Raw genomic sequence first — 25,065 nt, 5'->3', positions numbered from 1 at the left:
ATTTCAGCTCATAAAGCAAGTGAGCAATCGTGGAGGTTTAGCATGATAGCTTCCATTTTACGCACGTCGATTGAAAGGCGCGGGATCTTTTTGATGCTAAGCTTTATCGTGATTGGGTTTGGTTTATTTAGCTATCAAAAACTCCCCATTGATGCCGTCCCTGATATCACCAATGTTCAAGTGCAAATCAACACGCAAGCACAAGGCTATTCGCCACTTGAGACCGAGCAACGCATCACCTTTTTGGTTGAAACTGCTTTGGCGGGTTTGCCTAACCTGGATTATACACGTTCGCTATCTCGTTACGGTCTATCACAAGTGACCGCTGTGTTTGAGGAAGGCACTGACCTTTATTTTGCCAGAAACCTTATTAATGAGCGCCTCGGCATTATTAAAAGTCAACTGCCCCAAGGTATCGAGCCAGAAATGGGGCCGATTGCTACGGGACTCGGCGAAATCTACATGTATACGTTGAGCGCTGAACCTGGCACCAAAACGTCAGACGGAAGAGCGTTTGATGCCATGGCGTTGCGTGAATTGCATGACTGGGTAGTCAAGCCGCAACTGGCCTTGGTAAAGGGAATTACTGAGGTCAATGCCATTGGTGGATACACCAAACAATATCATATTAATCCGGATCCTCAATTAATGTTGAACTATGGCGTTAGTACAGATGACTTGCTGCGAGCACTTGAACGCAATAATGCGAACCAAGGGGCAGGGTATATAGAGCGAAACGGCCAGCAAATACTGGTGCGATCACAGGCGCAGTTATCCTCTATCGATGACATTAGCCAAGTGGTGGTGACACTCACAAACCAGTCTCCTGTGACGGTTGGTGATATTGCTGAGGTTGCCATAGGCAAAGAGCTTCGCACCGGCGCTGCGACGCGCGAAGGGGTAGAAACCGTGCTAGGTACAGCGATGATGCTGATTGGTGAAAACTCGCGAGCCGTTGCCTTGGCCGTCGCTGATAAAGTAGATGAAATCCAAACTAGTTTACCTAACGGGGTGCTGATTGAAACGGTCTATGACCGCACAGCTTTGGTGGATAAAGCGATCGATACCGTCAGAAAAAACCTAGTGGAAGGGGCATTGCTTGTCATCGTGGTCTTGTTTTTACTCTTGGGCAATGTGCGAGCGGCCATCATCACGGCTGCGGTCATCCCCCTAGCGATGTTGGCGACGATTACAGGAATGGTACAAACGGGCGTTAGCGCCAACTTAATGAGTTTGGGGGCACTTGATTTTGGTTTGATTGTCGATGGCGCTGTCATCATTGTCGAGAACTGCATTCGGCGATTAAGTGAATCACAGCGGCGAACAGGTGCGGTGTTGCCATTAAAAGAAAGACTGGAAGTCGTATTTGAGGCGACCAATGAGGTGATACGTCCCAGTTTATTTGGGGTAATGATCATCACGATTGTCTATATCCCTATTTTTAGTTTAACTGGCGTAGAAGGCAAAATGTTCCACCCCATGGCGGCAACTGTTATTTTGGCTTTACTGACTGCGATGGTGTTTTCTATCACACTGGTGCCCGCAGCGGTCGCGATGTTCATGTCAGGTAAGGTGAGTGAAAAAGAAAGCCCGATTATCATAGGCGCTAAATCTGTTTACCGTCCTGTTCTATTGTGGGCGCTGAAATTGCGCTGGTTGGTCATGATCGTCGCAACTGGATTGGTCGTGATAAGCATGTGGTTAGGGATGCGATTGGGTACTGAATTTGTGCCTCAACTGGATGAAGGTGACATTGCCCTTCACGCTATGCGCGTCCCTGGCACTGGCATTGAGCAAGCGGTGGATATGCAAAAACGACTAGAGCAAACCATTATGCAATATCCACAGGTACAAACGGTTTTTGCTAAAACCGGTACGGCGGAAGTCGCGACTGACGCCATGCCGCCCAATGTGACCGATACTTTTGTCATGCTAAAACCACATGACCAATGGCCTAACCCTGAAGTGTCCAAAGCAGAGTTTGTAGAGCAGTTAGAACGCGACTTACAAAATATGCCCGGCAATAATTATGAGTTTACCCAACCCATACAAATGCGTTTTAATGAGCTCATCAGCGGTGTACGCGCTGACTTGGGCATTAAGATCTATGGTGATGACTTAACAACGCTGCGAGCGACCGCCATTAACATCTTGGCGGTATTGCAAGATGTACTAGGAGCGGCTGATGCGCGTATAGAGCAAGTGGATGAAATTCCCATTTTTACCGTCAACCCGAAACCTAATGCGTTGGCTCGCTACAATTTGGACGTCACTGACTTACAAATGTGGTTAAGTGCTTCCATTGGCGGGAAAGAAGCGGGGCTTATATTTGAAGGAGACAGGCGTTTTGAACTTGTGGTGCGTTACCCGGAAGGTATTCGCAATAATCTAGATGCACTGGGTAGCATTCCGATTATGACGGGTGAGGGGGCTTACGTCCCAATTTCAGAGGTTGCCCAACTTGAGTTTGCCAGCATACCCAGCCAAATTAGCCGAGAAAATGGTAAGCGCCGGATTGTCGTCACAGCCAATGTGCGTGAGCGTGATTTGGGTTCATTTGTGAATGAAGCGAAACAACAAATTGCACAAAATGTCGACTTACCTTCAGGTTATTGGTTGGACTACGGCGGCACATTTGAGCAACTAGAAAGTGCCAGTCAACGGTTGAGTCTTGTGGTACCCGCCACACTCTTTTTGATCCTGGCATTACTCGTTATTGCGTTTGGTTCGTTTAAAGATGCGCTGATTATTTTCACTGGCGTACCGTTGGCGTTAACAGGGGGCATTTTTGCGCTTTGGATACGGGATATGCCGTTATCAATCTCTGCTGCAATCGGGTTTATTGCTCTGTCGGGTATTGCGGTACTCAATGGCTTGGTGATGTTGTCGTTTATCCGGCAAAGATTGGATGAAACTGGCGACTTAATCAATTCGATTATTGACGGCGCGTTGACACGTTTGCGTCCGGTACTGATGACTGCATTGGTAGCAAGCCTTGGGTTCGTGCCCATGGCGCTCAACGTGGGTACTGGCGCAGAGGTGCAACGGCCTTTGGCCACAGTGGTCATCGGTGGGATAATATCGTCAACCTTGCTAACACTGATAGTGCTGCCTGTACTCTATCGACTCGTGCATAGTAAAGGGGAGCAGTAGTGTTCTTGGGCATTTGTTCATAAATGCCTAAGTTTTACCTGAACGATTTTTAGGCACCTCTTGACTCTATATTAAGTATAGACTTTACAATCATATTCTTAACGTCATATACGATAAGGATACATATGATTCCGCTTATTTTAATTAGTAGTTTTTTATTGCTAGCAGTCCTCGGTAGAAGCTTTGTTCAATATAAGAGAAATGGTGATTTTGGTATTAGAGCAGCATCTATAAACGCATCATTAATTGAAATTTTACCAGGGGCTATATTCGTGGTTACGTTTTGCTTAGCATTTGGTCTCATTCTTTATGGTTACTTAGGACGGGTGCCCCTCTTATTTGTTCCTTCAACTCCATTTCAACTTCTCGGCTCCTTGATTGGCGCCTGCGGAATTGCAGTAACGCTGTTGTCTCAAATTCAAATGGGAGATTCATGGCGTATTGGGGTTGACCAGCAAGAAACGACTGCACTCATTACTCACGGGATTTACGCAAAGTCTCGCAACCCTATTTACTTTGGTATTCTTCTATTTTGGATAGGGGTGTGTATAACGTTCCCTCATATGCTGCTTTGGGCGTGTGCTTTTGTATGTTGGATTTGCATTGAAGTGATTGTTCGAAAAATTGAAGAACCTTATTTGAAGAACGTGCATGGCAATGATTTTCTAAAATATCAGTCTGACACCAACCGATACATACCAAAGCTTTCACGATTTAGTGTTGACGCTTAATACCAAGGACCTTCGTACTCTACATTTTTCAGGGTGATAGCTGGCTATCGCTATCGCCTATTTTGGGGTCGTAACTTTAGAAAAATCCACCTATGACGGCTGTCATAACTTCAGCAAATTTAAAGCACTTTCAATGAGTATTATGGCTAGCAATATCAATGGGAAAAATGATCTAAATTGTTATTGATTAAATGAAAAGCGTTACTATATAAGCTGTATATAATCTCAGTATAAAAAGGACATAGCTATCGATGGAAGTGTTAACCGTAGAAAACGAGCTTCGCCAAGTAGTATCTAGACTGGTTACTCAAGTTGAGCTTGCAACGAAGCAGGGAAAACTCGATATCAACCTTGCATTGGAAGATGCTTTGATCCCTATACTGAAAGAGCTATTTCATCTACCAAAGCTACATAACTTAAATGCAAAGCAAAAAAATTTCCCGGGTATCGATTTAGGTGATGAATTTGACCGAGTGGCTTTTCAAGTAACAGCAACGACAGATCTGGAAAAAATCAAAAAGACATTGAATGTGTTCATTGAAAAAAACTACCAATCAAATTTTGATGAGCTTTACGTTTTAATGCTCGTTAAAAAGCAGAAAAGTTACTCACAATTGTCTATCGATAAAATTACGGGGGATGTATTCACTTTCAATACCAACACTCATGTAATAGATCCTGGCGACATTCTAGCAAAAGCATCTAATTTGAGGGTCACTGCACAAAAGCGTATTTTGCATGAGTTTAAGCTTATCCTCGGTGAGATAGACGGCTACCTCGCACTCCGAGAATCAACAACTGAGTTGCCAAGAGCATATACAACTAATTTGGCTCCAATTTCTTTCCCTAATACGGTGTACGTAGCACAATTGACGATCGTTAAAAAAGAAGTGTTTGAAAGAGCCAGAGCTGAGCTGGGATATAAGGGAAGGCGCTCATCAGACATGTTTTTATGTGTGCGCTTAGCGTTAGCACTAGAAGGCTCCCAATTTTCTGCATGGACATTTCATGATGGGAAACTGTTTACATTCTCAAACTTTGATGATCATACGGCTTTGATGTCAATAGTAGATAAAGGAAGCATCGAAGAATTAGATTCTAACGAGCTTTATGATTCTGAATATGTTGAGTATGAGAATGTCTTTAAGTCACTATTGCAAGGTCAGGTTCGCGAACAAGTGAAAGACTATTGCATTGGTTTTGATATGTTCGAAAAACAATATTACTTTCAACCCGAAGATAAAGAACAGATTAGTAGAAAAGAAAAGTGGATAGGATTAAAAGCAGCGCAACGAACCGTTTTCGAGCGCGTAGAGAGCAAAAAGGAACCCGGCAAAGTAGCTCACTTTAAGCACCTGAGTTTCCAGTTAACATTCGTAAAAATACAAGACCAGTTTCACGCAATGATCGTCCCAAGTTGGCTATACACCTACAATACACACCGTCGTTCCAGGTTTCATGATAAGTTGGTATCGAAACAAAAAGGATTAGAAAACAACCAAGCCGTAAGAAATCTTACGCGGTTTGTATCGTACTTTCTTGCTCAAATGGATGCTCAATTGGGCGAAAGCATCAAGTTTGAACAGCTTATACAACTCGCACCCGAAGAAAATCCCTTGTCATCTGATGACAATGTTGAAGAAGAGGCGGAAGTATAAAACTATGAAAATTACAATCATCCAAGAGCCACTTCTTGAATTTGGGAAAGGTACTCATATATGTCCAAGGAATGGAATTGAACGTATGGGCGTATATGACACAAAAGATGAATTGCGGCGCTCAGAACTTAGATTAGGGATCGTGGGAAGAGGGGAAGGTGTTGACAAGCTAGATGTCTGGCTGGATTTATGTCGAACTGGTATTTTAGCCAAAGAAAGCCATCTTTCAAATCTATTTAAAGGCTTTGGAGGGGTGTCATTGGATTATGGGTTTCATACCCAATTACTTTCGTCTCCGGGCTACACACGCACTATTCAAAAATCATCAATTGTCAAAGTTGGTAAAAATAAAACGCGAGAGGATCGAGTTGTCGATGCCGTTAACTTGTTTTATGAGCAGATACAATTTCTTGCGGAAAATCGTTCAATTGATGTAATCATCTGTGTAATTCCTGATGAAATGTTTATCTCTCTGACAAAAAGAGAAAAGCATTCAACAGAGGACACTGGGAAAGTTGAACTCTATCTGGAACATGATTTCAGAAGGCTCCTAAAAGCAAAGTGTATGCATCTCGGTGTACCACTGCAGTTAGTTGTTGAGAGCACATTGTTAACGGGTAAAGCTAACAGAGGCAATCAGGATGATGCGACACGAGCTTGGAATTTTGCAACAGCTCTCTATTACAAGGGTAACAAAACAGTTCCCTGGCGGTTAAAAGAAGAGCGATTTAAACCCAAAAGTTGTTATGTTGGAATAGGGTTTTATCGAAGCAGAGATGGTGAAACGATCTCAACAAGCCTTGCTCAGGTGTTCGATGAATTCGGACACGGTGTCATTCTCCGTGGCACGCCCGTTGTAATAGACAAAAATGATAAACGACCATATATGTCTGAGCAACAAGCCCATGATTTGTTGAGCTCAGCATTGTCAGAATATGGTAAAGCACTAATGCACATGCCTGCAAGGATTGTCATCCATAAGACTTCGAAGTTTAGAGATACTGAGATTAAAGGATTTAATCGTGTACTTGAGGAAAAGAGCATCAGTGCAAAGGACTTTGTTTCGATAACAAACACTGACATGCGTTTGTTCAGCGATTCAAACTATCCACCGGTAAGAGGTACTTTACTTTCAATCAATGAAAATGAAGGTATTCTGTACACACGAGGAACCATAGATTTTTATCAGACATATCCGGGGGCATATATTCCCAATCCGTTAAAAATTGATGTGTTTGAAAATGATTCTTCGCTTGAAGAGCTTGCGGAGGAAATTCTTGGTTTAACCAAGATGAACTGGAACAACACGCAATTGGACGGGCGCTTACCAATTACTCTTGAGTGTGCAAAGAAAGTGGGAGAAATAATGAAGTATGTTGATTTAGGAGAGAAACCTCAGGTCAGTTACAGTTTCTACATGTAACCTCTACTATGTCTAATACGGTTTAGTATTAGACATAGGGTGCAAGAGTAAGTATAGTGTTGCAACCTTAACCAACAATAAAAACACATTTGGCCATCACTAAACCTACACCGTTGTTTCCCACGTATACTGAGCTGGCAGAACTCAATTTATCTGACTATCCACAACTAAGTTCATTCTTAGATAAGCAACCAACATGGATTAGACAGCACTGGGACTGGGCAAAAGATTACCTTTTGTATATCGGTCGCAACAAATCACAACACACGTATGTGCGTTTTCGAAATGACATCGAAAAGTTTCTACTGTGGGTCTTCATGGTGGATAAGCAGCCAGTGGACGATTTACGCAAAGCAGATATTTTGCGATACATTGATTTTTGTGTGGCGCCACCGGTTAAATGGATAAGTACGCAGCTCCATGACCGATTTAGCTTCAAAAACGGATACTTTGCTTCAAACCTTAAGTGGACGCCGTTCAGGCAAACGCCGCCCAAATACGATAAAGATAGAGTGCTCGATCCGAAAAAGTACCAACCGTCATTGCAGACCCTAGAATCTACCTTTGTGGCATTAAGCTCTTTTTATCGCCATCTCATCGATGAAGAAATTTGTTTCGGCAATCCTATTCCATTAGCAAAACGTGACTGTAAATATATGATAAAAGACAGTCAGGTGAAAACTATCAGTCGATTAACAGAACAGCAATGGCAATATCTCCTAGATACCGCAGTTGAAATGGCTGATAACGATCCGCTTGTGGAACGCAATTTATTCGTTATTGCTACCATGAAAACCCTATTTCTGAGACTTTCAGAGCTCTCAGAACGCCAAGACTGGACACCGTTGATGAGTCATTTTTGGACAGATGAGGACAACAACTGGTGGTTTAAGACCTATGGAAAAGGCAAAAAGATTAGAGATATCACGGTACCACCGGGTTATCTTACGTTTTTGAAACGATATAGAGAATGGCGTGGGCTGTCACCGTTGCCATCCAAAGGTGAACAAACCGTGTTGGTCGAAAAAATACGAGGTCGTGGAGGTTTAACAAGCCGTCAAATATCCAGGCTCGTGCAGCAAGTATTTGACGCAGCTTTCGATAAGATGAAGTCAGAACAAGGAGTAGAAGCCGCACAGAAATTAAATGAAGCAACGACACATTACTTGCGTCACACCGGTGCCAGCATGGAGATTGAACGTGACAGGCCTTTGAAAGATTTATCTGAGGATCTAGGTCATTCAAGTAGTGCGACCACTGACACAGTTTATGTGCAAGTGGAGCGAAAACGCCGAGCAGCATCAGGTAAAGATAGAAAAGTTCAATAGCTACATTTGACATTTAGTTAGGCAATATCTCGGCTTAAGCCTTTGATATAACTACTTGTGTCTTACAATTATATTGTAGAGGTGATTCGCTTATGTCAGGGACAATCGGAAAGATTGCAAAACTAATCGGTGTGAATAAAGAAACTATTCGCTTTTATGAGCGCAATGGCTTAATCAGTCAGCCACAAAAGCCCTCTGAGGGTTATCGATTATATCCTAAGGAAACGGTTGATAGGATCCGATTCATAAAACGCGCTCAAGAATTAGGATTTACGCTTAAAGAAATAGAATCTCTGCTGTCGTTAAATAGCGAGTGCTGTAGCAAGGTAGAAGCGCTAGCAAAACAGAGACTTGCATCTGTGCAATCTAAGCTGGAAGACCTAAAACAATTAGAGCATGCGCTATTGGAGAGCATCACTAAGTGTCAGACGAATGATGATGATAGCCATTGCCCCATTATTAATGCCTTGTCACCAAAGTAAATGTATCTAACTATCTAGAGCATCCCGCTAACAAATCACAATGAAATAACTAATCAAGCTTGACTCTGTACTAAGGTACATACTTTATACTCGGTGCTATCTTATGCAATATCGAGATTAAATATGATCAACGACGACTCTAAAATGCCGATGGTGGGAGGTATTATCGCGGCGATCGGGGCAGGCATTTGTTGTGTAGGTCCGTTAGTCCTATTGTTGCTTGGAATAAGTGGCTCATGGATTAGTAGCCTAACCGCTTTTGAACCATACCGTCCAGTTTTTGTAGTGACCGTCATGCTCTTCCTTGGCTATGCAGGTTATAAAATCCATCGGCCGATTGAAAAATGCCAACCAGGCAGTGTCTGCGCAATTCCGCAAACAAGGCGTCGTCGTCAAATTGCCTTTTGGATAACGTCATTAATAGCACTTGTTTTGATCACAAGTAACTATTGGCTAGTTTGGTTAATCTGATTTCGAGAACCTTACACAATCCCTAAAACATTTTAAAACAGGAAAATATTATGAAAAAACTATTACTTACGATGGCTTTACTTTCAAGCACCACCGCGTGGGCAGAGTTAAAAACAGTCACGCTAGAAGTACCTAGCATGAATTGTGTTACTTGTCCCGTTACGGTCAAATTAGCACTGAAAAAAGTGGAAGGTGTGAAAACAGTCGAAGCCACATATGAGCCAAATGAAGCTATTGTTACTTTCGACGATACGAAAACCAATACAAAAGAGTTAATGGCAGCCACCGAGAATGCAGGCTATTCGTCTAACGTAAAAAGTAGCGATTAATCTATGAACGCACAAGGCAGCTCTAATTGTTGTGCAAGCAAGGCGAAGCAACTTCATGTTGCTATTATTGGCAGTGGATCTGCGGCATTCTCGTGCGCCATTAAAGCGGCAGAAAATGGTGCAAGGGTCACCATAATAGAAGGAGCCGACGTTATAGGCGGGTGTTGTGTTAATGTCGGCTGCGTTCCATCTAAAATTCTCATCCGCGCCGCTCAATTAGCACATCAACAACGAAGCAACCCTTTTACAGGCATTGAAGACCACGAACCTAAGATAGACCGCACGCTTTTATCGCATCAACAAATCAGTCGCGTTGACGAATTGAGAACTGCCAAATACCAAAATATACTGAAAAACAATCCGGCATTAACCTTGATTAAGGGGTATGCGCGGTTTAGTAGCAAAAATGCGCTGAACATTACCCATGCTGACGGTACAGAAGTAACACTACTTGCAGACAAATTTCTTATTGCAACAGGCTCAACACCCACTTTCCCTAAAATAGAAGGACTACAAAACACCCCATATTGGACTTCAACAGAAGCGTTGTTCGAAAAAGAGCTACCTAAGAGCCTTGCAGTAATTGGCTCATCGGTTGTCGCTGTAGAAATTGCTCAGGCATATGCTCGATTAGGTTGCCAAGTTACTATTTTAGCGCGCAGTACCTTGTTGAAAAGTGAGGATCCACTGTTGGGTGATAGATTAAGTCAGTGTTTTGAGAAAGAGGGCATTGAAATAATAAATAATACCCAAGTCACTCGAATCACTCATGATGACAATGGTTTTTTCATACAGACCGAAGATGAGCAAGTGCTCTGTGAGAAGTTATTGATATCTACAGGTCGTCACGCAAACACTGTAGGACTTGATTTAGATGTAGTAGGTGTCAGGACCGATGGATCTGGCGCTGTCCTTGTTAATGAAAAGCTTGAGACAAATGTTTCTCATATCTACGCTGCAGGTGATTGCTCAACCATACCTCAATATGTGTATGTTGCGGCGGCTGCAGGCAGCCGTGCCGGTTCAAATATGACTGGTGATAACTTGAAGCTAGACTTATCAATCATGCCTGCCGTTATTTTTACCGATCCGCAAGTTGCTACCGTTGGGTTATCAGAAGGTGAAGCTGAAAATCAGGGAATAAGCGTTATTAGCCGCGTATTAGAAATGGAAAATGTGCCAAGAGCCTTAGCCAACTTTGAGACAGACGGTTTTATAAAGTTAGTGGCAGATAAACAGTCCAATAAGCTTATCGGTGCGCAAATCTTAGCACACGAAGGTGGTGAGCTAATACAAAGTGCAGCCCTTGCTATACACAATCAAATGACAATTGAAGATTTAGCAAACCAGCTTTTTCCTTATCTAACCATGGTTGAAGGTCTGAAACTGTGTGCGCAGACTTTTAATAAAGATGTGAGTGAGTTGTCTTGTTGCGCTGGATAATAAATATAATTCTATTCACGAATTAACGCTACTCGACGGAGTATTTTTATAAAGTCAGTAAGAATCCAACAATAAAATCAGTTGCTTACAAATATTCATCAAAATTTAGGGACCTAAACGGTAGTTCAGCCTAAACAGGGTTGTAGACTGAACTCATTTATGCGTAATAAGTGTTACGCAAATTCAGATAATAAGTGCACCACTCATGGTTAAACGGTGACAGACGATCAACTGCCTGTTGGTGGTATTCTAAAGTCGCCAAACAAATAGAAGTAAGCACCATGAGTTACAAGCAGTTGATCGAAGGACAAAGATACCAGATTGAAGCCTATCTGCGCGAGGGTTTAAGTTATCGAGAGATAGGAAAACGCCTCAACGTCAGTCACAGTACAATCAGTCGAGAAGTACGGCGAAACCGAGTAAAAGAAAGTCATTATTTACCTGAAGTGGCGCACGCCAAAACGTTGAAAAGGCGCTATTTGGCAGCGAAACATCGGCTATGTGAGATGACCATTGCCTTTGTCGAGTTTTGCTTGGCGCAGAAGTGGAGTCCTGAGCAAATTGCGGGCGTGGGCAAACGTATAGGCTATGCAGTCAGTCACGAATGGGTCTATCGCTACGTGCAACAGGACAAGCTGCAAGGCGGTAAGCTCTTTAAACACTTACGCCGTGGGCGTCGAAAATACCGTAAGGGTAGCCACGCTAGACGGGTGCTAATCCCCAATCGCGTTGGGATAGAGAAACGCCCAGCCATTGTTGATAAAAAACGGCGCTTTGGCGATTGGGAAGTCGATACGGTATTAGGTAAGCAAGGTACAGGTGCGATTGTGAGCTTGGTAGAACGCAAGAGTAAGCTGTATTTATTGCGCAATGTCAACGCCAAGAGCGCTGTTGACGTTCGTGAGGCGATGATAAAAATGCTGTGGCGTTATCGTCGTCATGTACACACTATCACGGCAGATAATGGCGGCGAGTTCTGCGACCATGAGCAAGTAGCTCAGGCATTGAAGACCGACATTTACTTTGCCAACCCTTACGCCTCGTGGGAGCGCGGCCTGAATGAAAACTTCAATGGCTTGTTGCGTCAGTACATAAAGAAAGGCACCGACTTACGCACTGTGACTGACGACCAGCTTAAGCAGATAGAGCGAGCACTCAACTTAAGACCAAGAAAGTGCCTTGGGTTCAAACAACCGGCTGTCGTGTTCGAAGAAATGAGAAAAGCAGCTTAATGAGCGAGTGGTGCACTTCGGAGTTGAATTCGCGTTATTATTACGCAGTAAGTCTAATAGTCAAGATATTAACCTTAAAGAGAATCCAGCTTTTTTGATTAGACCAGGCCGGCAATACTCTATGCTACAAATGAGCATTTCTGTCTTTCCAAAGAATCTAAAATCGTTTCGATTCCTATCGAAAAATGCATAATTTCTAAAGGTGTTTTGTTTCCTAATCCTATGTTTGACAAACGAATCCATTTGCGAAGATGTAATTTGTTTTCAAATGTATCTTCGCCATATTGTACAACACGCATAAGAAACAGCGCTTTATCACTGCTTATGGTACTTAATCTGACATCTTTTCTCTTAAGTGAAGACATCGGGCAATGGAGCAGTTTGCTCGTCTCATACATTGTCAATGACAACGAATTTTGTATCACACGAGCTGAGCTTATTGGCAACCCCACAGAGATCTCTTCGAGAATTGAATGTGAAAGTTTTTTGCCGGTCAGCGCATAATATTCAGTAGCAAAGGTCATTGAACAGTCTTCATTGACGAATCTATTCATTAGACTACAGTCTATCTCAAGCCAGTAAAGCGTTGAATCAGAAAACTTTGCAAAGGTAAATAGTGCTAATTGGCTACTATGCGTAGAAGTGACGTTTTTATTAAATAAAGCCTGATTAGCTTAAATAACAATATTTTGAATGATTCTGACTAGAATTCAAACCCTAGGATGTCAATTTGCCTTAAATTACTTGAGGAGCTTAACAAGTATCGTCATTCATACACGCCCATAGGGTTTTGTTTAGGAAAAGCCTAAACAAGACTCCAGGCAAGCCCGTGAAGGGCTTGCCTGGAAGTCGATTTGGCTTAGCTATCCGCTCCAATTGTTACGAATATAGTTACTGACTTCATCACTTAGATTCTGCCAAGCAGCTTGATTAGTTTTCGCGTCAATGACTATTAAAGAGTCATTAGAATCCATCTTCGCCCAAACTAAATCACACGCTTTACTAGCCGAATAATCTGAGGTTACAAACCATAGTGATTTTTGTACTTTTGCCCATCCACCTAAGCCCTTAATAGCTTCAATTACTTTGCTATAGTCTTGACCTGGTGAATTTAGGTCATATGAAATGAAAAGGTTATTTGCCATTTTTTCTCCAAAGTTGAGTGTACGAAATTCGTACAATCTATACATTGGGATTAAGCTGTATAAATCAACAGTATTTCTTGCTGTATGGACTATTTATGGGTTTTCGACAACATTCTACTCATCGGGAATGATTCTCATTTGCTACACGCCAAAACCTGGCTTTGTTGGAGAAAACCCGTCCTAGGGTTATGGAATTGTAAATATGGTCACGTGCTTATCGACAGACATAAACAAAAAACACTTGGCTCTGTACTCTTGAGGATAGCCAGAGCCCGGTGATCCAAACTCCAGTCCGACTGGACCTCCCATAGCACCATGTAGATTTCGTTTTTTACACCATGCTAATGCAATTTCATCAAACTGGTCGGCAGGAATTTCGAGAGTAAGTTGTAGGATATGCTTTCCATCAACATTTTCTTCTCTTGTAATCGAGAAGTTCTTCGGGTTATCTGATTGGATAACCGCAGGGTTAGGTTTTACCTGATGTTTTTCAAAATCTTAAATACATTCTTGATACAGGCTTGTACCATCGCGATGATTTGATACCCAGTCTTTTGTTGACATATACGTTCCAAAATCAAAAAATTTCTATACAGACCACATACTGCAGTTTAAAAGCATTCAATTGGCTTATTGGCCTGACCTTCCTACGGATACCTTTCTGTAACTAGCGATAATATTCACACCATAGGAGGGGCAAACAAGAATACTTTCGGGCAGTCCATATTCGTCTGTATCTTTTGATGCACCGCAAATAAAAAATGCACCAGATGCTTCAGGCGTGCTGTGTATAAACATTTCCTTTAGCTGCTGAAATTGTGCGTATTCTCGTTCAGTTATCGTCTTCATCATCTTGTTTTCTTAAAGTCACTCTGCCATCTGCGTTTCCATTTCATGTTAGCATCTGGCTAACACATAGCTTTTGCTCGGCGCAATCGCGAACACAAAGCATAACTTGTTGCGATAACGCTAATACAATGCTTTTTAAAGATTATCCATTTTTTTAAAGATTCGATCCGAGCAGTCTGATTTCGACAGAATTTTTCTCATGGAGAATAATTGTCATTTGCTATGCGTGAATTCGGAGTTTTGTTTAGGAAAGGCCCATATTGCAAATAGATACATAAATAAAGTAGAGAATTTTTCTACATACTGAGGTTAAGCCAATGTCGTATCTATAACGAAAGTGAGACCGACACCAAATTTGTTTCACGAAATAAAATGATAAGAAGTGGCTAGCACCGCTACTATTTGTTCCTTCAATTCCATTTCAGCTTCTCGGCTCCTTGATTGGCGCCTGCGGAATTGCTGTAACTTTGTTGTCTCAAATTCAAATGGGAGATTCATGGCGTATTGGCGTTGACCAGCAAGAAACGACTGCACTTATTACCCACGGGATTTACGCAAAGTCTCGCAACCCCATTTACTTTGGTATTTTTCTATTTTGGGCAGGGGTGTGTATAACGTTCCCACATTTGCTGCTTTGGGCATGTGCTTTTGTATGTTGGATTTGCATTGAAGTGATTGTTCGACAAATTGAAGAGCCTTATTTGAAGAAAGTGCATGGCGATGATTTTCTAAAATATAAGTCTGACACTAACCGATACATACCTAAGCTTTCACGCTTTAAGTTTTGACGCTTAAATAAGTAATGGCGCAGGCTGCTTTATATGCATAAACTAACGAACGGTATCTTTTAACGTCCATTTTTATGAACTGTCGTTATTCTTAAATAAAGTGAGCCGACTGATTATGTTTGCAAGCCCGTTCTCGATTAGCGTGAGTTCATTGTCAATTAAAGTGAGTCAGGCACCGGTCATATTCTCACTTAATGTGAGTCCAAAATGTACGATGTAATCAAGTCAGAGGGATTATGTTCGCGAGCCACTACAAACTCGAGTCATTAGATGAGTTTTAATACTGTAGTGTCACCTAGAACCTTTAAAACTCAAACTTTTTCTATTTCTAGTTGTCATTTGACATTTATTATCCCATCACACTTCGGAAAGGTTAAGCAGCCCCAAAAATTATGGCCGATGTTTCTACCTTTCTTGGCTTTTCTTAAGGCCATTTGTACGCCGCATTTTGGGCACTTTGGTATACGAATATTATTTTTAACAATAGAAATTCTTTTTACATGGTTTATATGTTCACGATTTGTTTCGAGTGATGGTTTAAGCCTCCCTTGCTCTATTTCATCCTTGATTTTTATAATTTGCATAGACGTGAGAACTGGCGATTTTTTTGATTTTATGTACTTCACGTAACTCAAACCGTTGGTTACGTTTTCAGGCAATTCTGTTTTGAACTTACTATCACCAACGAAAACAATGACGGAATGCACTTGATCATCATTAAGTCCCAATAGCGATACAAGTGTTTGTACATGCTTATAGTTCTGATGCAATGGATTTTGAAATTTGCTTGAATGTTTGTAGAGCTTTTGTGTCCAAATCCTTTGTTAGGGGTTTCCAAAGATCCATCCCTTCATGTTTTTGGTTTCAACTACGAATACACCGAACTTCGAAACGATGATGTGGTCGATTTGCGTACTACCATCATCTGTTGGCAAGGTTACGTTCTTGATTAAATGGTATGTATTTGGGTTTAGCATATGCTTTGCAGAAAAATTAACAAAGAACTCGCCAAATTTTCCTTTGAACCAAGGAGATTTTAAAATTTCTGTACCAATAGCGATTGGTATCAGAAGCCATAATAACTCTGCTAATTGATTTACGACTGGTGCAAAATCCATATCTAACAAACCTGTTTACAATGTAGATGTATCTATAGCCATTCACACACCACAAAATCTAATAATAAAGAAGAACCTCTGGTGCAGAAGTTCTCTTTGTAACGCTGGAAGATATTGTCCTTGGCACTCTAAACCTCACCGTTTTTACAGCTCCCTTATAAATTTCTTTGAGTCTCTTACCCTCATGATTTGATACCAGAACCTTGTCATACATTGCACGGTTGTCGGTTAATTGTTTATTCAGAGCTCGGTGGTGGTTTAATGAAAAGCCATTAGCAGTGTATTGAGTAAATACTTGAGTTTGTTCGTCGTGCTTTATGTAAGGCGGGTCAACATAGCACTGACACTTCATATCCCTTCCAGTAAACCTATCTTCCATTTCGTAGAAAAAGTCGGAGAACTCCATATTATAAAAAGTCGCGGCTACAAGCTTTTCAGCAAAATGTTCTAATTCCTTTTCTGGATAATATGGGGAGCTATACCGCCCAAAAGGCGTGTTGAATATGCCCCTAGAGTTGTACCTCAATAACCCGTTAAAACAATGCCTATTAAGATATAGGAGCAATAGCGCTCGCTCAGTAGTGTCCTGTGATTGGTTAAACTTTTCTCTCACCGAATAATAGAATTCAGGGTTATTGGTCGACGTATTAAATAGCTTTCTACTTTCAATGATAAACGTGCTTACATCCTGTTGTATGAACCGATACAGTGAAATTAGGTCTGTGTTGGCATCATTGAGGTGATATTCCTTATATTCGGTATTCAGTGGTACCGATGCGCTCCCGGTGAATACGTCAATAAGCACATCACCTTTCTTGGGTAAGTGTCTCAGCAGTCTTTTCATCATTAGCTGCTTAGAGCCTGGATATTTTAGCGGCGCACGTTGATTCATAGTATTTGCATCAGAGTTTTTCTACCATTCAGTGTGCTAGTTTTTACGCTTCGGTATCATTGTCAAGGTTATGAGTATTGACGAACCTGGCCGCGGTATTGAAAAGTTCGAAATCAACGAGGGCTTCCATCTTCGGATCGCCCTTCCGCTTTTTGCTTTTCTTGGCGTCGTCCCATCCTGCATTGTAAGAGAGTTCTATCAGCATCTTTACTCTGTTTCTGTCGTTAGGATTAAGCCGTAATAGAAAGTGTTCTAAAAAAAGGTTTGTTGACGGTGGGAGCTCGTCTGAGATGCGCTGTTTGGCAGCGGCAACGTCTTCATCCGTCGTGACGGCGTAATCCTTAGAGAATAACATCTCGAAAACTTCATCATAGTTTTCGGCGTATGTTTTTCTCTTAACTCTGTCAATTAATTGCTTAGTCTTTGGCGACACCTCAATCGTCTCGATATTTTTAAGACCTCGGTGTTTGAACGCACGATAGCGGTTTTGAAATTGCTTAATGACCGGTTGTGATAGCCACGGCCTCATCGCCTTATATAGCGGTCTAGGCTCAAGTGATAGCCATGAATTAAGTATGTTGGTGTCGGTGGCCAAAAGCGTTTCTTTATCCTGCAGATACTCTGACTCTGGCACGGATTTAAGAAACTTAACGAGGTGTTTGTGGAGGTATGACGTCCAAAGGCTAGCGCGGGATTGCGCTTTGAATTCCTCAAAGGTTTTCTCGAAGGCAGTGACTTTGGCTGGTCTTATATATTTACGCATCGCGATGAAACATCGGGTTTTACCCAGTCCACCCCACTCGAGCATTTTTGCTTCTATACTAAAGGGGATTTGGATATCCTTATCAGGTAATGAACTTAAAAAGGACGCTAATTGTTCGTCCAAGAATGTCTGCCAAAGACTGTCTTCTGTCATGGTACTTGCTCGCTATCAAATTTGTTCCATCATATAGTAAATCTGCGCCAACATAAAAACGTTATTTGTAACGCTTTTATAGTTCTCGTCCTTTGGTGCCAGATGTGAGCGAAAACAATGTGATTGTTGTCCTCACTCTAAATACCTCTATAAAAATCTAAAAGTGTTATATGTAACGCTTTCCATTTGGCCTATAGCTGCCCTGCCCCGTATCTTAAAATAAAGCGTTACATATAACGTTTTATTTAAAAGCCTTGATCACCTTACTCCCCTGCTCTATTATTCAATATAATGCAAATTATCTTAAATAATAAATAAGAGCGAATTTATGTCCTCCATGTTAATTCATGTCGATAATGTACCGATGGCGATCGCAGGAGCAGATCGCGAACGCGTCATCAATAATTTACGTGAATTAAAAGATGACGTATGGGAGCTTAAATCGGAAAATACGAAACGGGCCTATCAGTGCGACTTCAATCAGTACTTGGCGTTTTGCAAAGATAACGCACTCCCGGCTATGGCCAGCGATGTTAATGTGACTAAAGCAACGTGTCGTGCCTATCTCGATCACTTGATGTCGACCAAATTGAAGCATCACACCATACGCCGTAAAATTGCTTCAGTGCGCTATTTCATTGGTGTAAGCGAATTGCCCGACCCTTGGAAACAGTCAAAACTCTTTGCCGAATACACAAACCATAAGATAAACCAAAAGCCCAGCCGTCAGTCTCAAGCCGCGCCCATGCGTCTTGAAAATATTGACGCCATCAATGCACAACTCGATACGGATTCGTTGATTGGGTTACGTGATGCTGTCATTTTTAACACGGCAATAGACACGATATTCCGGGCATCGAATTTATTAGCCATTGAATTGCATCACATCGATTTTGCCAAGCAGCGCATATTTGCCCCGCGCTCTAAGACCGATAAATCAGGTAAAGGTCAATATGGCTACATTTCAAACACGACTATCGAACTTATCGATACATGGCTCACGAGAACGGGCATTGCTGATGGCCCTTTATTAAGAAAACTTTCCCCAAAGCAAACGGTGCAAGATACCGCGATGCAATACCATGCACTGTTGGCCAGATATAAGAACTTAGCGTCCTTACTTAATTTAGAATTCAAACCGAGTTGTCATAGCACGCGTGTGGGTGGTGTAGTGACCATGTTTGAGCGTGGTATCTCATTAGATCAGATTCAAAAGGCGGGTGGATGGACAAGTTCAGCGATGCCGATGCATTACGGTGAAGAATTTGATGTGACGAAAACAGGAATGGCGAACGTAAGGTAACCTTTGTTAGTCTTTGAATAAATGTATTTATATATGTACATTTATGCAAAAGAATGTTATTTGTACATATATAGGTACATTTATAGTGTGAATAATGAGCAGAAAATCTATTGGCGAACAGTTAAAGGCAGAGCGAAAACGTCAACGTATGAGTCAGGATGATGTTGCCAACAAGCTCAAAACAGGCCGTCCTCGGATCTCACAAATTGAGAACGGCCGTTATCAGGGATCACTGCAACTGCTTGAGCGCTACTTAACTCTAATGGACTTAGAGTTAACAGCCATCCCCATTAATCACCGCCCGAAATTTGATGAACTTGGGGCCATTTACGATGACGACTAATTTAATTCTCGCAAGTTTACCCGAACAGGTTCTCCGACTGAGCGTTCATGTGGCCGGACAATCGTCTGGTATCTTAAATCGGACGGCCCAATTTAGCTATACGTATACTAATGAAGATTTGCCAGTATCGTTAACGATGCCTTACCAACCTGAGTCGTATACGAATGGTGCACTGCATCCAATATTCACGCAGAATTTGCCTGAAGGTTATCTGCGACGGTATATTTCTGAGAAGCTCATACGCTATGCTAACGTCGATGATATGTACTTACTGGCGCTCATGGGGGAGAAAGGCATAGGCCACTTATCTTATGATGCTGGTATCGCCTTGCCAGAGCCAGACCCCATTGCCATTGATGACATACTGCACTGGTCTGGCAAAGAAAGTTTATTCCCTCAACTACTCAACCGCTACTACTTAAATGGTATGGCATCCGGCGTTCAGCCTAAGGTAGTGGTATCCCGTTCGACTCTCTTACAACAAGACGTTATTGTTAAAACCTTTGATGACGAATTCCCGTTGCTGACAGTCAACGAGTTTGTTTGCATGAAATGCGCTGAGTACTGTGGTCTGGATACCCCCAAGGTATGGCTATCAGATGATTTGCAGCACTATGTGGTAGAGCGTTTTGACGTAGATAATGACGGCAATAAAATGGGTATCGAGGATTATGCTACGCTTATGGGGCGCACTGGAGACCAGAAATATTTAGGTAGTTATGAAAATGTGATGAAGGCAACACACCGCAATACACACTCCCCTGAAGAAGTAGACAAGATGTTTACGCTGATTGCATTTAACTGCTTGATTGGAAACGGTGACGCGCACCTTAAAAACTTTTCATTGCAATACTCCACTAATCAGTCAGACATACGACTTAGCCCAGTGTATGACGTCACTCACACGCTCATCTATCCAACTATTGATAATACAATGGCGCTTAAAATGCGCAAGAGCAGAGCTTTTCCTAAGAGGCGTGATTTAATAGAGTTTGCCTTTAGTGCAGGAATGACACGCTCTTTTGCTGCCAATACAGTCGATAGTATGGCGCAGGGTATCCTCGAGTGCCTGGCTTCGCTGAATGAGGTTTCTTCCATGGACGGATTACGGGGGTCGATAGAAAAGCATGTAAACTCCACGATGGCTAAGCAGAGTGTATATAGCGTTTATCGGCATGATAAGAAGAAAAAGTACCAGTAAATTAGAAACGGGCCTATCAGTACGACTTCGATCAGTACCTGGCGTTTTGTAAAGATAACGCACTGCCTGCTATGGCCAGCGATGTTAATATGACTAAAGCATCGTGTTGTGCCTATCTGGCTCACTTGATGTCGACCAAACTTAAGCATCACACCATACGCCGTAAAATTGCTTCAGTGCGCTATTTTATTGAAGTGAGCGAATTGCCGGACCCGTGGAAACAGTCAAAACTCTTTGCCGAATACACCAACCATAAGATAAATCAAAAGCCCAGCCGACAGTCTCAAGCCGCGCCCATGCGCCTTAAAATATTGACGCCATCAATGCAAAACTCGATACGGATTCACTGATTAGCTTGCGTGACGCAGTCATCTTCAATACAGCGATAGACACGATTTTCCGGGCGTCAAATTTGTTAGCAATTGATCTCCATCACATCAATTTTGCCAAACAACGGATCTTCGGCCCGCGTTCTAAAACCGATAAATCAGGTAATGGCCAGTACGGCTATATATCAATAACCACCATAAATCTTATCGACAAATGGCTCACGAGAACGGGCATTGCTGAACCTTTATTGTGAAAACTTTCTCCAAAGCAAACGGTGCAAGATATCGTGATGCAATACCATGCACTTTTGGCTAATGTCTTCGGACATTAAAGATCAGAACTATGACACAAACGTTTGAAACTGTGACATCAAAGTTCTCATTTTTTTATGAAGCCTGCATTTCGCTCTAGCAAGGTTTATCCAAAAAGGAGTTTAGTCGACGGTCGTAAATGTGCGATAACCAGACATTAGCAATTTGACAGGCAAGCGACCGCTTTAGACAACCAGCAGACATTCAATGAGTAGTTTATTACTCTGATTTCAAATGGCGCTTTCGCCGCAAAGCCACCTTTTTGCAGCAAATAAAAAGCTCATGCCGTTCTTGTTTCTTCGAGCATACGGCAGATCTGTGGCTTCAATCTGACTGTCAGAACTTTTTTTATACAAGCTCCACATAATACGTAACTATTAGTCGACAGAGCTACAGAACAATATCTTGCATATCAGCACAACGCAGACGTTATCGGTGTTAAGGTGGCTTTTGATTAGTCTCTAAACCTTATTCAGCTAGCTGATACACTCTCACATAATCAACTTCCATTTGAACAGGAAATATATTGTCGTCAATTGGCCCGCCTGCTCTTCCCCAGTTTCCACCGATAGCTAAGTTTAAAATAAGGTGATATGGATGGTCGTAAGGCCAAGCCTTCCAACCAGTTCCCTCGTTTATGTAAGTGAAATATAGCTTGTTATCTAGAAATATATGGATATGGTCTGGTGTCCATTCGACTGAATAGAGGTGAAATCTTTTATCCAAATCCTCTTGAATAATACTGCCCTTTCTCTGTTCCCAGTTTATCCAATAATAGGCCTTGTTATGAACAGTTCCCCATACTGTTCCCATGTCATGGCCAACATGCTCCATGATATCTATCTCCCCAGAGTTTGGCCATGCATCACAGGTTCTGCTTCCCTGCCAATCCTCATTGGGTCTGCATGTAGTAGAATATTTGTAAGGATCGCTTGGTAGCATCCATATCGCAGCCCAAGTGCCTTGCCCGGGGGGAAGTTTGGCGCGGATGTCGGCTTTGCCGTAGAGAAAGTCACCTTTGCCTTTTGAATGAATACGGCCAGAGGTGTATGCAGCGCCTTCGAAGTCCTCTTTGTGAGCCTCAATAATCAACTTGCCATCAGCAAGTCTGATATTTTTCTCTCTGGCAGTATAAACTTGGTCTTCGCTATTAACTTTGAATGCTGGCCAAACATCTATCGACCACTTGCTCTCATCGAGACTATTACCTTCAAACTCATCGTACCAAATCAAGTTCCATTTTCTGGTGTCATCATTTGTTTTGCGCACAACTAGTGCACTCAAAATAGGCTTTCCTGCCGTTGCTTCAAACCTTATTTTTAATCTTCCGTCGGTCACTTTTACGTTTGAAACAGCAGTGACCAAACCTGACTTATGCTTGCCATCCCGTGCAAGGCGAACATTCAAATCATTTATTACCAGCTCGTCTTGCGCCATTACATCGAACAAACGTCCGTCCATGTCAATATCGAAGGGCTCTGCGAAATGAAAAGCTATATTGTATTCACCATTTTCGAGAGGATAGTCGATAGCGACATCACCCTCTCTATATGATTGATACAAAACACTATCCTGAGAGCCTAAAATTTTATCTATTTCACCCCGAATTCCACCACTAACATACTGTTCTGCTTTATAGTGTATACCGTCTAGCCCAATGTAATCCTTACCACCTACATTTACCGCCCACACAACATCTGAATTATGAAAAGTATTGGTTTGCTTGTAGGTCTGAGATTCAGATTCATTCAGAAATTCGCCGCTTAGACCAGTTTGGTACTGACCAAACGTTTCTACGGCAAAGAATAGACAACAAAAAACGGCAGGCCAGCTTGTTAGTTTCATTAAAATCACCTTAGTAACAGTTTTCGTTAGTGCTAGTGGTTCATCGAATAGTCATTAAAATTAATATAAAAATCAAGAAAAGAAAAACAATTGGACTACTGTTGCTTATCATCAGTTGAACTCAAGGTGCGGACCTGCCCAACAGCAAAGACTGACGGGCATCAATAGACAAGAAACGGACGTTAACGCCCCAAGAAGGGGCAATTATACGGAACGAAGTTCGCGCTTTTTACGGGGACATGATTGTCTTGTTATATTTCATAGCGACGATTTGCTAAATGGCTTATGGAACAGAGAAGGCATTCTATCCTGCTTTAGATAAAACTTTGGAAACTGCTCTTTATCAATCCAAGCATAACTATTAAGGCGATCTTTTAGCTTCCCATATTGTGATGGCATAGCAAGCTCATCCATAACTTTCTTAACAAAACTGCGGTACTTCCTTCCCACAAAATACTGTTTGTATAATCCAGTCGGTATCGGCAAATCAATTTTCGCATCGTCGCCAGAGACACTTATTCCAAGCAATTTGGTGGGAGGGCCTAACTTGATAAAGCGCGGATCAACTCCTTTCTCTTTAAATAGATTTTCTCCAACACGCTCAATATCTTTAACCATCTGGGTATGCTTTTTATAAATACCGCGTTCTATTTCTGAATCAATATCAGAAAGTCTTTCCCTTATTTCTACGACTTCGTTTACATTTCTATAATGCGACAAGGCATCTAAGTATTCTTGACCGTTTCCGCACTCAGAGACAAGGAATGGAAGAAAGTTCGGTAGATGTAAACTTTCTGATTGCGGCACTAAATCAAGCTCTTGGTAGGTATCCAGCATTTTCTTCTGGAACCCCTGCATCCCCGTCCTAAATGATTTGGCAAAGTTTTCACTCGTATTTGCACCATGGTTAAGGCGATCTAGGAAATCATATGAAAAGAAGTCTCTAAGCGGATGGGATAGATAATTTGCATTGTGTTTTGCTGCGTAGACTTGGTACCAAATATATTGATTGCCAAGCCACGCTAGTACGGAAACAAGTCGTTTAACATGAGATGAGAGTTTTTCCCATTTAACTGGTAAGTCGTCAGTACCCTGTATCTCGAGCTTCTCTCCTAATCCATAATCAGCCGGACTATCTAGGACAGCTTCGATAAATGGGCTTTCCTTATCAATTCCCATAGCTCTAAAGACTAAATAGAATTCAGAACTCCCATGTTCCCAAATGAACTTACTAAAAGCATCCGCCTGCTGAAAATACTGTGAGAATAGACTACGCTCTGAGCCTTCTTTGTATGCCACATGCCATGCTTCAGATAACTTACCAGCAATACTTAGCAAATCACTATCTTCTTGCTCTTTCACAGTCATAAATGTAAAGACTGGATCGGAAAGCATTTTTTTTCTGGCTGGAGTTAAAGCTTTCTTATAAGTATCAGGGACAATGATGCTATCACTGAGTAAAAATGCCTCTGAAAACCGCTCTAAAGCTACATGTTCAACATCCAATAACGCGGGTTCTTTGGTGGGAGCCTTGCCTAAAGCTCTTTGTACGCTCGAAATTGTTGAGTTATCTAGCATCACAACCGACATAATTCAATCTCTCCTTGAAATATAAAGGCATATTACTGAGACTTCATAGTAACACCCGTTTCCCATGAAAAAACATATTCGGTGGTTTCATGGGAAAAAATATGAAATGTCCGCTTTACGTACTTTTCTGTCGTTTAATTACAAATATTCGAACGGCTGCTAATGGCACAATTCGGAAGTTTAA

24 protein-coding genes and 1 pseudogene are annotated in these 25,065 nt (G+C 41.9%); 16 read left to right on the top strand and 9 right to left on the bottom strand.

What is annotated here, in order from left to right:
• Positions 1 to 42 precede the first annotated feature (42 nt).
• The 10 genes from JC525_RS12920 to JC525_RS12875 all read left to right on the top strand — a co-directional run bounded on the left by JC525_RS12920 (position 43) and on the right by JC525_RS12875 (position 12,250).
• Complete coding sequence (locus tag JC525_RS12920; protein ID WP_198816212.1) at positions 43 to 3,153, top strand: CusA/CzcA family heavy metal efflux RND transporter; 3,111 nt, start codon at positions 43 to 45, stop codon at positions 3,151 to 3,153.
• 125 nt (positions 3,154 to 3,278) lie between these two features.
• A complete protein-coding gene (locus JC525_RS12915; RefSeq protein ID WP_198816211.1) occupies positions 3,279 to 3,884 on the top strand; it encodes a methyltransferase family protein in 606 nt (201 codons plus the stop codon).
• A 251-nt stretch (positions 3,885 to 4,135) separates the two neighbouring features.
• Positions 4,136 to 5,542 (top strand): SMEK domain-containing protein, encoded by a 1,407-nt coding sequence (locus JC525_RS12910; protein ID WP_198816210.1) that lies wholly within the window; start codon positions 4,136 to 4,138, stop codon positions 5,540 to 5,542.
• 4 nt (positions 5,543 to 5,546) lie between these two features.
• The gene (locus JC525_RS12905; protein ID WP_198816209.1) at positions 5,547 to 6,965 is read left to right on the top strand and encodes an argonaute/piwi family protein; all 1,419 of its coding nucleotides are present in this window, start codon (positions 5,547 to 5,549) and stop codon (positions 6,963 to 6,965) included.
• 89 nt (positions 6,966 to 7,054) lie between these two features.
• The gene (locus JC525_RS12900; protein ID WP_012518530.1) at positions 7,055 to 8,293 is read left to right on the top strand and encodes a tyrosine-type recombinase/integrase; all 1,239 of its coding nucleotides are present in this window, start codon (positions 7,055 to 7,057) and stop codon (positions 8,291 to 8,293) included.
• A 92-nt stretch (positions 8,294 to 8,385) separates the two neighbouring features.
• Entirely contained in the window at positions 8,386 to 8,775 is a 390-nt protein-coding gene (gene merR, locus JC525_RS12895; protein ID WP_015067767.1) for an Hg(II)-responsive transcriptional regulator, read from the top strand.
• 123 nt (positions 8,776 to 8,898) lie between these two features.
• On the top strand, positions 8,899 to 9,246 hold the full coding sequence (locus tag JC525_RS12890) for a mercuric transporter MerT family protein (protein WP_015067766.1): 348 nt from the start codon (positions 8,899 to 8,901) through the stop codon (positions 9,244 to 9,246).
• Between the two features lie 50 nt (positions 9,247 to 9,296).
• Positions 9,297 to 9,575, top strand: coding sequence for a mercury resistance system periplasmic binding protein MerP (gene merP, locus JC525_RS12885; protein ID WP_012518533.1), 279 nt, complete (start codon positions 9,297 to 9,299; stop codon positions 9,573 to 9,575).
• 3 nt (positions 9,576 to 9,578) lie between these two features.
• Positions 9,579 to 11,018 (top strand): mercury(II) reductase, encoded by a 1,440-nt coding sequence (merA, locus tag JC525_RS12880; protein WP_012518534.1) that lies wholly within the window; start codon positions 9,579 to 9,581, stop codon positions 11,016 to 11,018.
• A gap of 281 nt (positions 11,019 to 11,299) precedes the next feature.
• The gene (locus JC525_RS12875) at positions 11,300 to 12,250 is read left to right on the top strand and encodes an IS30 family transposase (RefSeq protein ID WP_198816208.1); all 951 of its coding nucleotides are present in this window, start codon (positions 11,300 to 11,302) and stop codon (positions 12,248 to 12,250) included.
• Between the two features lie 119 nt (positions 12,251 to 12,369).
• Here JC525_RS12875 and JC525_RS12870 read toward each other — a convergent pair whose 3' ends face one another.
• The 3 genes from JC525_RS12870 to JC525_RS12860 form a co-directional block, all read right to left on the bottom strand.
• Complete coding sequence (locus JC525_RS12870) at positions 12,370 to 12,774, bottom strand: antitoxin Xre/MbcA/ParS toxin-binding domain-containing protein (RefSeq protein ID WP_198816207.1); 405 nt, start codon at positions 12,772 to 12,774, stop codon at positions 12,370 to 12,372.
• 339 nt (positions 12,775 to 13,113) lie between these two features.
• Positions 13,114 to 13,395 (bottom strand): CRISPR-associated protein Cas2, encoded by a 282-nt coding sequence (locus tag JC525_RS12865; RefSeq protein ID WP_198816206.1) that lies wholly within the window; start codon positions 13,393 to 13,395, stop codon positions 13,114 to 13,116.
• Positions 13,396 to 14,025: 630 nt separating this feature from the next.
• Complete coding sequence (locus JC525_RS12860; RefSeq protein ID WP_198816205.1) at positions 14,026 to 14,247, bottom strand: hypothetical protein; 222 nt, start codon at positions 14,245 to 14,247, stop codon at positions 14,026 to 14,028.
• Positions 14,248 to 14,681: 434 nt separating this feature from the next.
• Between JC525_RS12860 and JC525_RS12855 the strand changes: the two genes are divergently transcribed.
• The gene (locus tag JC525_RS12855; protein ID WP_269822355.1) at positions 14,682 to 15,032 is read left to right on the top strand and encodes a methyltransferase family protein; all 351 of its coding nucleotides are present in this window, start codon (positions 14,682 to 14,684) and stop codon (positions 15,030 to 15,032) included.
• Positions 15,033 to 15,367: 335 nt separating this feature from the next.
• On the opposite strand, the gene JC525_RS20140 is transcribed toward JC525_RS12855, so the two are convergent.
• The 4 genes and pseudogenes from JC525_RS20140 to JC525_RS12840 form a co-directional block, all read right to left on the bottom strand.
• Positions 15,368 to 15,616, bottom strand: coding sequence for a topoisomerase DNA-binding C4 zinc finger domain-containing protein (locus tag JC525_RS20140; protein ID WP_269822356.1), 249 nt, complete (start codon positions 15,614 to 15,616; stop codon positions 15,368 to 15,370).
• Between the two features lie 111 nt (positions 15,617 to 15,727).
• A pseudogene (locus JC525_RS20135) lies at positions 15,728 to 16,150 on the bottom strand (nuclease-related domain-containing protein); the annotation flags it as partial.
• Positions 16,151 to 16,208: 58 nt separating this feature from the next.
• Positions 16,209 to 17,042 carry a Dam family site-specific DNA-(adenine-N6)-methyltransferase gene (locus tag JC525_RS12845; RefSeq protein ID WP_198816204.1) on the bottom strand — a complete coding sequence of 278 codons (834 nt, stop codon included), beginning with the start codon at positions 17,040 to 17,042 and terminating at the stop codon, positions 16,209 to 16,211.
• Between the two features lie 43 nt (positions 17,043 to 17,085).
• Positions 17,086 to 17,958, bottom strand: coding sequence for a hypothetical protein (locus tag JC525_RS12840; protein ID WP_198816203.1), 873 nt, complete (start codon positions 17,956 to 17,958; stop codon positions 17,086 to 17,088).
• 328 nt (positions 17,959 to 18,286) lie between these two features.
• Between JC525_RS12840 and JC525_RS12835 the strand changes: the two genes are divergently transcribed.
• From JC525_RS12835 to JC525_RS12815, 5 genes are all read left to right on the top strand, one after another.
• On the top strand, positions 18,287 to 19,261 hold the full coding sequence (locus tag JC525_RS12835) for a tyrosine-type recombinase/integrase (RefSeq protein ID WP_233095181.1): 975 nt from the start codon (positions 18,287 to 18,289) through the stop codon (positions 19,259 to 19,261).
• Positions 19,262 to 19,355: 94 nt separating this feature from the next.
• Positions 19,356 to 19,604 (top strand): helix-turn-helix transcriptional regulator, encoded by a 249-nt coding sequence (locus tag JC525_RS12830; RefSeq protein WP_198816202.1) that lies wholly within the window; start codon positions 19,356 to 19,358, stop codon positions 19,602 to 19,604.
• Positions 19,594 to 20,805 carry a type II toxin-antitoxin system HipA family toxin gene (locus tag JC525_RS12825; RefSeq protein WP_198816201.1) on the top strand — a complete coding sequence of 404 codons (1,212 nt, stop codon included), beginning with the start codon at positions 19,594 to 19,596 and terminating at the stop codon, positions 20,803 to 20,805. Before JC525_RS12830 ends, JC525_RS12825 begins: the two co-directional genes overlap by 11 nt.
• Before the next feature lie 89 nt (positions 20,806 to 20,894).
• Positions 20,895 to 21,155 carry a hypothetical protein gene (locus JC525_RS12820; RefSeq protein WP_198816200.1) on the top strand — a complete coding sequence of 87 codons (261 nt, stop codon included), beginning with the start codon at positions 20,895 to 20,897 and terminating at the stop codon, positions 21,153 to 21,155.
• A 62-nt stretch (positions 21,156 to 21,217) separates the two neighbouring features.
• Positions 21,218 to 21,388, top strand: coding sequence for a hypothetical protein (locus JC525_RS12815; protein WP_198816199.1), 171 nt, complete (start codon positions 21,218 to 21,220; stop codon positions 21,386 to 21,388).
• Positions 21,389 to 21,914: 526 nt separating this feature from the next.
• Here the strand turns inward: JC525_RS12815 and JC525_RS12810 are convergent.
• Together JC525_RS12810 and JC525_RS12805 are read right to left on the bottom strand one after the other, a co-directional pair.
• A complete protein-coding gene (locus JC525_RS12810; protein WP_198816198.1) occupies positions 21,915 to 23,291 on the bottom strand; it encodes a family 16 glycosylhydrolase in 1,377 nt (458 codons plus the stop codon).
• Positions 23,292 to 23,549: 258 nt separating this feature from the next.
• On the bottom strand, positions 23,550 to 24,881 hold the full coding sequence (locus JC525_RS12805) for a hypothetical protein (protein ID WP_198816197.1): 1,332 nt from the start codon (positions 24,879 to 24,881) through the stop codon (positions 23,550 to 23,552).
• Between the last annotated feature and the right edge of the window lie 184 nt (positions 24,882 to 25,065).

The organism is Alteromonas sp. IB21 (genome assembly GCF_016405965.1).
GTDB lineage: Bacteria > Pseudomonadota > Gammaproteobacteria > Enterobacterales > Alteromonadaceae > Alteromonas.
Note: the sequence above shows the minus strand (reverse complement) of the source record. Positions and strands in the feature narration are given on the sequence as shown.

Coding starts and splice junctions, on each gene's coding strand:
- JC525_RS12870 (WP_198816207.1), bottom strand. CDS start 12,774: ATGACCTTTGCTACTGAATATTATGCGCTGACCGGCAAAAAACTTTCA.
- merP (WP_012518533.1), top strand. CDS start 9,297: ATGAAAAAACTATTACTTACGATGGCTTTACTTTCAAGCACCACCGCG.
- merA (WP_012518534.1), top strand. CDS start 9,579: ATGAACGCACAAGGCAGCTCTAATTGTTGTGCAAGCAAGGCGAAGCAA.
- JC525_RS12865 (WP_198816206.1), bottom strand. CDS start 13,395: ATGGCAAATAACCTTTTCATTTCATATGACCTAAATTCACCAGGTCAA.
- JC525_RS12860 (WP_198816205.1), bottom strand. CDS start 14,247: ATGATGAAGACGATAACTGAACGAGAATACGCACAATTTCAGCAGCTA.
- JC525_RS12835 (WP_233095181.1), top strand. CDS start 18,287: ATGTCCTCCATGTTAATTCATGTCGATAATGTACCGATGGCGATCGCA.
- JC525_RS12890 (WP_015067766.1), top strand. CDS start 8,899: ATGATCAACGACGACTCTAAAATGCCGATGGTGGGAGGTATTATCGCG.
- JC525_RS12920 (WP_198816212.1), top strand. CDS start 43: ATGATAGCTTCCATTTTACGCACGTCGATTGAAAGGCGCGGGATCTTT.
- JC525_RS12915 (WP_198816211.1), top strand. CDS start 3,279: ATGATTCCGCTTATTTTAATTAGTAGTTTTTTATTGCTAGCAGTCCTC.
- JC525_RS12825 (WP_198816201.1), top strand. CDS start 19,594: ATGACGACTAATTTAATTCTCGCAAGTTTACCCGAACAGGTTCTCCGA.
- JC525_RS12875 (WP_198816208.1), top strand. CDS start 11,300: ATGAGTTACAAGCAGTTGATCGAAGGACAAAGATACCAGATTGAAGCC.
- merR (WP_015067767.1), top strand. CDS start 8,386: ATGTCAGGGACAATCGGAAAGATTGCAAAACTAATCGGTGTGAATAAA.
- JC525_RS12820 (WP_198816200.1), top strand. CDS start 20,895: ATGACTAAAGCATCGTGTTGTGCCTATCTGGCTCACTTGATGTCGACC.
- JC525_RS12810 (WP_198816198.1), bottom strand. CDS start 23,291: ATGAAACTAACAAGCTGGCCTGCCGTTTTTTGTTGTCTATTCTTTGCC.
- JC525_RS20140 (WP_269822356.1), bottom strand. CDS start 15,616: ATGCAAATTATAAAAATCAAGGATGAAATAGAGCAAGGGAGGCTTAAA.
- JC525_RS12830 (WP_198816202.1), top strand. CDS start 19,356: ATGAGCAGAAAATCTATTGGCGAACAGTTAAAGGCAGAGCGAAAACGT.
- JC525_RS12840 (WP_198816203.1), bottom strand. CDS start 17,958: ATGACAGAAGACAGTCTTTGGCAGACATTCTTGGACGAACAATTAGCG.
- JC525_RS12805 (WP_198816197.1), bottom strand. CDS start 24,881: ATGTCGGTTGTGATGCTAGATAACTCAACAATTTCGAGCGTACAAAGA.
- JC525_RS12910 (WP_198816210.1), top strand. CDS start 4,136: ATGGAAGTGTTAACCGTAGAAAACGAGCTTCGCCAAGTAGTATCTAGA.
- JC525_RS12905 (WP_198816209.1), top strand. CDS start 5,547: ATGAAAATTACAATCATCCAAGAGCCACTTCTTGAATTTGGGAAAGGT.
- JC525_RS12845 (WP_198816204.1), bottom strand. CDS start 17,042: ATGAATCAACGTGCGCCGCTAAAATATCCAGGCTCTAAGCAGCTAATG.